The following is a 5,287-nucleotide window of genomic DNA, read 5'->3' on the forward strand; positions in this document are numbered from 1 at the left end:
GTCGGGGGAGAGGCCGCCGTCCGGCTGGAGGTGGAGGCGCCGGGGCTCGTATCCCGGGGGCGGCCAGGAGGGGAAGTCGCGCCACTTCTCCTGGCCCATGACGTACAGGCGCACCGGTGCCCGCTCGGCCGGCTCCTGGCCACGGCACAGGGCGAGGCCGAAGTCGAGAGCCTCGCCGAAGGCCGCAGGACCCACACCCATCGAAGTGTGTCCCCACGGGCCGACGGTGAGGCGGAGGGGAGTGCGGCCGGCCTCCTGGAGGACGCGGTGGTCGCGGAGCTGGCCGGGCAGGAAGATGTCGTACCAGCCGCCGACGCTGCTCACGGGCACGGTGATGTCGGAGACTCGGTGGCGGTGGTCGAGACCTCGCCAGAACGGCGTCGTGTCGTCGTGGTCGAGGATGTTCTGGACGTAGTCGTAGCGGTGCCCGATGGCAGCGGTGTCGGCCTGGTTCAGGGGCAGTGTGTGCAGGGCGCGCCGGACCTTCTTCACGCCCAGCATCGCCCGGGGCATGGCGAACCGGCGTTCCTGCCCGGCGACTTGGACGGCCCAGCCGAACGGCGTCTCCAGGGAGAAACCGTCCGAGCGAAGGAACTCCAGGGTGAGGGCCGACTCGGAGACCACCGGGATCATGGCCTTGACCTGGGGCGGTGCGGCGTCCGCGACGGCCCACTGGACGAAGCCGAGGTAGCTGGGGCCGTAGAGGATCATCGAGTCACCGAACCAGGACTGTTCGATCACCCAGTCGAGGGTGTCGAGACCGTCCTCCCTTTCGCGGCGCAGCGGGTCGAAGGGGCCGTCGGAACCGAACGTGCCCCGGGTGCTCTGGACGAGGACCTGGAAGCCCCGCTCCGCCAACGGCCTGGCCATCTGGCCGCCGACCAGGCCGGCCCGGCCGTAGGGAATGCGGATGAGCGCGGTCGGCAGGCCGTCGCCGCCGGACTTCGGAATCCAGCGGTCGGCCAGCAGGACGGCCCCGTCGCGCATCGGCACGCGCAGGTCGCGTTCGATGGTCAGGTTCCTGGTGACGGGCGGAGGAAGACGCAGGGTGCGCTGCGTGAGGTGGCTGCCGAGGTTCATCCGAGGTGCCCTCCTGGTGGAGGAGTGGGGCTGGCGCGGGTGCGGGTGAACGCCGAGGTGACGCGCAGCAGGCGGGCCGACAGCTCCTCGGGGACCAGGGGGTCCTCCGCCTCGATCACCCAGTCGTTGACGATCGCGCCGGTCCCGCCGGTGACCAGGTCCTTCAGGTCCTCGGCCGTGGTCTCGTCGAGGTCGCCGAACACCTCCCGCAGGCCCGCCGTGGTGATCAGGGAGCCGAACAGCCTGTTCAGCGCGCGGCTCATCGGGAAGGCGCAGGACCCGGTGAGCATCGCGCGGTAGAAGGGCCGGTGCCGGGCGAAGTGCCGGGCCATGGCCAGCAGGCGCTCGTGGGGCGAGGAGTTGCCGTCCCCCGCCTCGGCGGCGATGAGCTCCCGCTCGACCAGGTCGGTCGCGGCCGCCACAAGGAGCGCGTCGCGGTCCCCGAACTGGATGTACACGAGCTGGCGGCTGACATCCGCGGCATCGGAGATGTCGACGACGGGCAGCGCGGTGGTTCCCCGCTCGGAGACCAGGCGGACGGCGGCGTCGATGAGGGCCGTCCGATTGCGGAGCACGCGGCGGTCTTGTCGATCCTGCATGACCAGAATGCTAGACAGGTGTCAAGAAAGAGACAATCGTTAAAATGTGGAACGAGGGGGCTCCGGTGCGCCCCCTCGAATCCGGACCCGGGCCGTCCGTGACGCGGCTACGACCAGGGCAGGACCAGCGCGCCCCAGGCCACCACAGGACCGAGGGCGACGATTCCGCCGGTGTAGCCGATGACCTGGCGGTAGAAGCGGCGGGGGTCCACCCCGCGGGCGTTGCTGAGGACGAGTGCGCCGTTGGTGGAGAAGGGCGAGGTGTCCACGATCGTCGTGGAGACGGCGAGAGCGGCGATCAGTCCGGCGGCGCTGAGGTGGCTGGAGAGCAGCAGCGGCACGGCGATCGGGATGATCGCGGTGAGGATCGCCGTGGAGGAGGCGAAGGCGGACGTGATGGCCACGGTGAAGCACAGCAGCAGGGCGACGGCGACCGGTGCGCCCAGGCCCGCCGCGTGCGCGGAGATGTTCTCGATGATGCCGGCCTTCTCCAGCATGGCGATGTAGGTCATCATGCCCGCGACCAGCAGCAGGGTGGACCAGCTGACGCCGTCCACGGCCTTCTCCTGCCGCTTCATGTCCACCAGGGCCAGCAGCGCACCGGCCGCCAGAGCCAGGAAGCCGATCTCCAGATGGAAGCCGAGAGCGCCGACCACGAGCGCCACCAGGCAGGCGAGGGTGAGCCACTGGCGCCAGTCGGGCCTGCCGGACACGGCGAGGTCCTCGTCCTCGTCCGCCTCTCCGGATCCCTCGGCCAGCGGGGCGGGGCGCTTGGCGAGCAGCACGTAGGTGAGTGCCGAGAGCACCAGGTTGATCAGGAAGCTGGCGCTGAACAGCGTCACCGCGGAGACCTGCAGTTCGGTCTTGTCGACCAGGCCGAGCACCAACGCACCGGACACGGCGAGCGGGGAGAACGCGCCCGCGTGCCCGCCGCTGATCACCATCATGCCGACGACCAACGGGTTGAGCTTGTAGCGGTAGGCGAAGTTCATGCCGATCGGCGCGAGGATCGCGACCGCGGCCGGTGTGAACGTACCGAACGCCGTCAGCAGGGCGGCCACCAGGAACAGCACCCAGGGAATGAGCGCGACCTTGCCGCGCACCAGCCGTACGCCGGCCGCGACGAGCCAGTCGATGGTGCCGTTTCGGCGGGCGACGGAGAACAGGTAGGTGACCCCGACGATGGTGACGAAGAGCTTCGCCGGGAACCCCTCGAAGATCTCGTCCTCGGTGAGGCCGAGCGAGGCGGTGCCGACGGCGAAGGTGGCGACGAAGGCGAGGATGCCCAGGTTGATCGGCAGCACCGTGCCGACTACGAACATCACCAGCAGCGCGCCTATGGAGATCACTTCAGCAGACATCTTTGTCCTTGGTGCGATGGGGAGGGGCGCGCCCCGAGGGCGCGAGGGTATCCCGGTGCGGACGGCTGGGGGACCGGCCGACCGAGGTGATGTCCGTCCCGGTTCAGGCGGCTTGCGTGCGGCCTGACGCCGGGACGGGGGTGCGGCCTGTTTCCGGGACGTAGATACGGGCGTCGGCGAGCAGCCGGGCCGCGCGTTGCACGGTGACCCGCCGCGGCAGGCCGTCCCCTACGTCGGTGCAGCGGACCGCGACGATGCCCGCGGGTGTGCCGAGACGCAGCCATTCCTCGGTCGGGCCACCCGCGGTCCGGCAGACCACTGAGCCCTCGACGAGCCCGGCTGCCGCGACGGCGACGGCGGAGGTCAGGCCGATCGCGGGGTGTGGGGCGTTCATGCTGAGCATGCGCACCGAGATGTCGTAGTCCTCGGCCGCGATCTGCTCCCCGAGGGTGGTGGTGTACGGCACCGGCGGGCCCACCAGGCCCACTTTGGGCACCGCGTCGCCCGGTTCCTCACCCGGCTTGAGCAGCCCCATCAGCGGTGCGGCGGTATGACGCACAGTGCGCAACCAGGGCACGTCCGTGCCCATCCGCTCCAGTGGCTCGGCGCCGGTGCGTCCGGCGCCGAGGGCGTCGATGAGTACGACGGGTGCTCCGGCGTCCACCATGCTCACCCGCACCGGCTCGGCGGCAGCGACCGGCAGATCCTGCGCGGCCTGCCCGGTGGGGAGCAGTAAACCGGTGGTGCCGCCGGCCGGATCGCGGAAGGTGAGGCCGACGGCGACTCCGCCGGCACGGGTGCCGGGTACGGTCTGGCGGCCGAAGTGGTGTACGACGCCACCGGTGGTGTCCACGAGCCCTTCGAGGACCGCGCCGGTGTTGGTGTTGCGCATCACCACACGAGTCCGGTCACCGGTGATCGCCACCATGCCCTTTGCGACCGCGTACAGCGCGACCCCCGTGGCGCAGTTGCCGCAGTTGCTCGTCCACTCGACCGAGCCCGTGCCGATGCCTACCTGGGCGAAGAGATAGTCCACGTCCACGCCGGGTTCGGGGGAGGCGCTGACAACCGCCGCCTTAGAGGTGGTGGGGGTCGCCCCGCCCACGCCGTCCAGTTCCACGGGATCGGCGGCGCCGTACGCGGAGACCAGCAGCTTCTCCAGTTCGCCACGGCCGGCGGGGACGTCGACCTGGTTGAACAGCCAGCACTTGCTGGTGCCGCCACGCACCAGGGTCGCGGGAGTGTGCACGTCTGAGCTCTTCCTTGATCAATGAGGGAGAGGGAAGGGCCGAGGCGGTGGTTACGGGCGCATTGCGGGCCGGTGAACCGCTCGGCGATTGCGGAGACCTTCGCAGAGGCGTGACTTCGGAACAATCGCAGTTCGCTTCACATGGGTTTAGCTCAGCTAAAGTCCCAGGCATGCTGAACGTGCGCCGACTGCTGCTGCTCACCGAGGCCGCCGAACGCGGTTCGCTCACCGCCGCTGCCGAGGCGTTGGGCATGACCACGTCGGCCGCCTCCCAGCAGATGTCCCTGCTGGAGCGGGAGGCCGGTCAGCCCCTGATCGAGCGGCTGCCGCGCGGCATCCGCCCCACCCCGGCGGGAGTCGCGCTGGCCGAACGGGGCCAGGCGATCCGTCGCGAACTCCGTGCCGCACAGGCCGACCTGGACTCCTTCACCGCCCTCGACCAGGGCACGCTGCGGCTCGGTTCCTTCCCCACGGCGAGCGCGTCCCTGCTGCCCCTCGCGCTCACCCGCTTCCGTCGCCGCCACACCGGAATCCGCATCGAGGTACGGGCCGGGGTTCTCGCGGAGCTCCGGGAGATGCTCCACACCGGGGAGGTGGAGCAGGGGCTGCTCTGGGACTACGAGTGGAACCGCCTCGACGATCCAGCGCTCTCCCTCACGCACCTCCTGGACGACCCCACGGTGCTGGTGGTCCCCGCCGACTCGTCCCTGCGCACCCATCCCTCAGTGCGGCTCGGCGACCTCGCCGACCAGGAGTGGATCATCCGCGCCGACAACCATCCCGTCGCCGACGTCCTGCGTCGCAGCTGTCGCCAGGCGGGATTCGAGCCGCGGATCGCCTACTCCTCGCACGACTACCAGGAGGCACAGGCCATGGTCGCCGCCGGGCTCGGCATCGCCCTCGCCCCCCGTCTGGCCCTCACCAGCCGCCGCAGCGACGTACGTCTCCTGCCCTTCGCCTCCGACGTACCCGCACCCACCCGCCGCATCCTCCTCGCC

The 5,287-nt window shown here is 70.5% G+C and carries 5 protein-coding genes; 1 reads left to right on the plus strand and 4 read right to left on the minus strand.

Annotated elements, in window-relative coordinates; translation table 11 throughout:
• The 4 genes from FNH08_RS43835 to FNH08_RS43850 all read right to left on the minus strand — a co-directional run.
• Nucleotides 1-1,080, minus strand: a 1,080-nt coding sequence (locus FNH08_RS43835; RefSeq protein WP_152777085.1) for a CocE/NonD family hydrolase, incomplete at its 3' end; no start/stop codon positions are given.
• Nucleotides 1,077-1,679, minus strand: a complete 603-nt coding sequence (locus FNH08_RS43840) for a TetR/AcrR family transcriptional regulator (RefSeq protein WP_152777086.1) — start codon at nt 1,677-1,679, stop codon at nt 1,077-1,079. The genes FNH08_RS43835 and FNH08_RS43840, both read right to left, overlap by 4 nt.
• A gap of 107 nt (nt 1,680-1,786) precedes the next feature.
• Nucleotides 1,787-3,040 carry an SLC13 family permease gene (locus FNH08_RS43845; RefSeq protein ID WP_152777087.1) on the minus strand — a complete coding sequence of 418 codons (1,254 nt, stop codon included), beginning with the start codon at nt 3,038-3,040 and terminating at the stop codon, nt 1,787-1,789.
• Between the two features lie 103 nt (nt 3,041-3,143).
• Nucleotides 3,144-4,289 carry a PrpF domain-containing protein gene (locus tag FNH08_RS43850; RefSeq protein ID WP_322726419.1) on the minus strand — a complete coding sequence of 382 codons (1,146 nt, stop codon included), beginning with the start codon at nt 4,287-4,289 and terminating at the stop codon, nt 3,144-3,146.
• A 170-nt stretch (nt 4,290-4,459) separates the two neighbouring features.
• On the opposite strand from FNH08_RS43850, the gene FNH08_RS43855 reads away from it, so the two are divergent.
• Nucleotides 4,460-5,287, plus strand: an 828-nt coding sequence (locus FNH08_RS43855) for a LysR family transcriptional regulator (protein ID WP_152777088.1), incomplete at its 3' end; no start/stop codon positions are given.

Origin of the sequence: Streptomyces spongiae, from assembly GCF_009377185.1 — a bacterium.
Taxonomy (GTDB): domain Bacteria; phylum Actinomycetota; class Actinomycetes; order Streptomycetales; family Streptomycetaceae; genus Streptomyces; species Streptomyces spongiae.

What these genes read in the sequence shown, in the direction of transcription:
- FNH08_RS43840 (WP_152777086.1), bottom strand. Translation starts at nt 1,679, where the DNA reads ATGCAGGATCGACAAGACCGCCGCGTGCTCCGCAATCGGACGGCCCTC.
- FNH08_RS43845 (WP_152777087.1), bottom strand. Translation starts at nt 3,040, where the DNA reads ATGTCTGCTGAAGTGATCTCCATAGGCGCGCTGCTGGTGATGTTCGTA.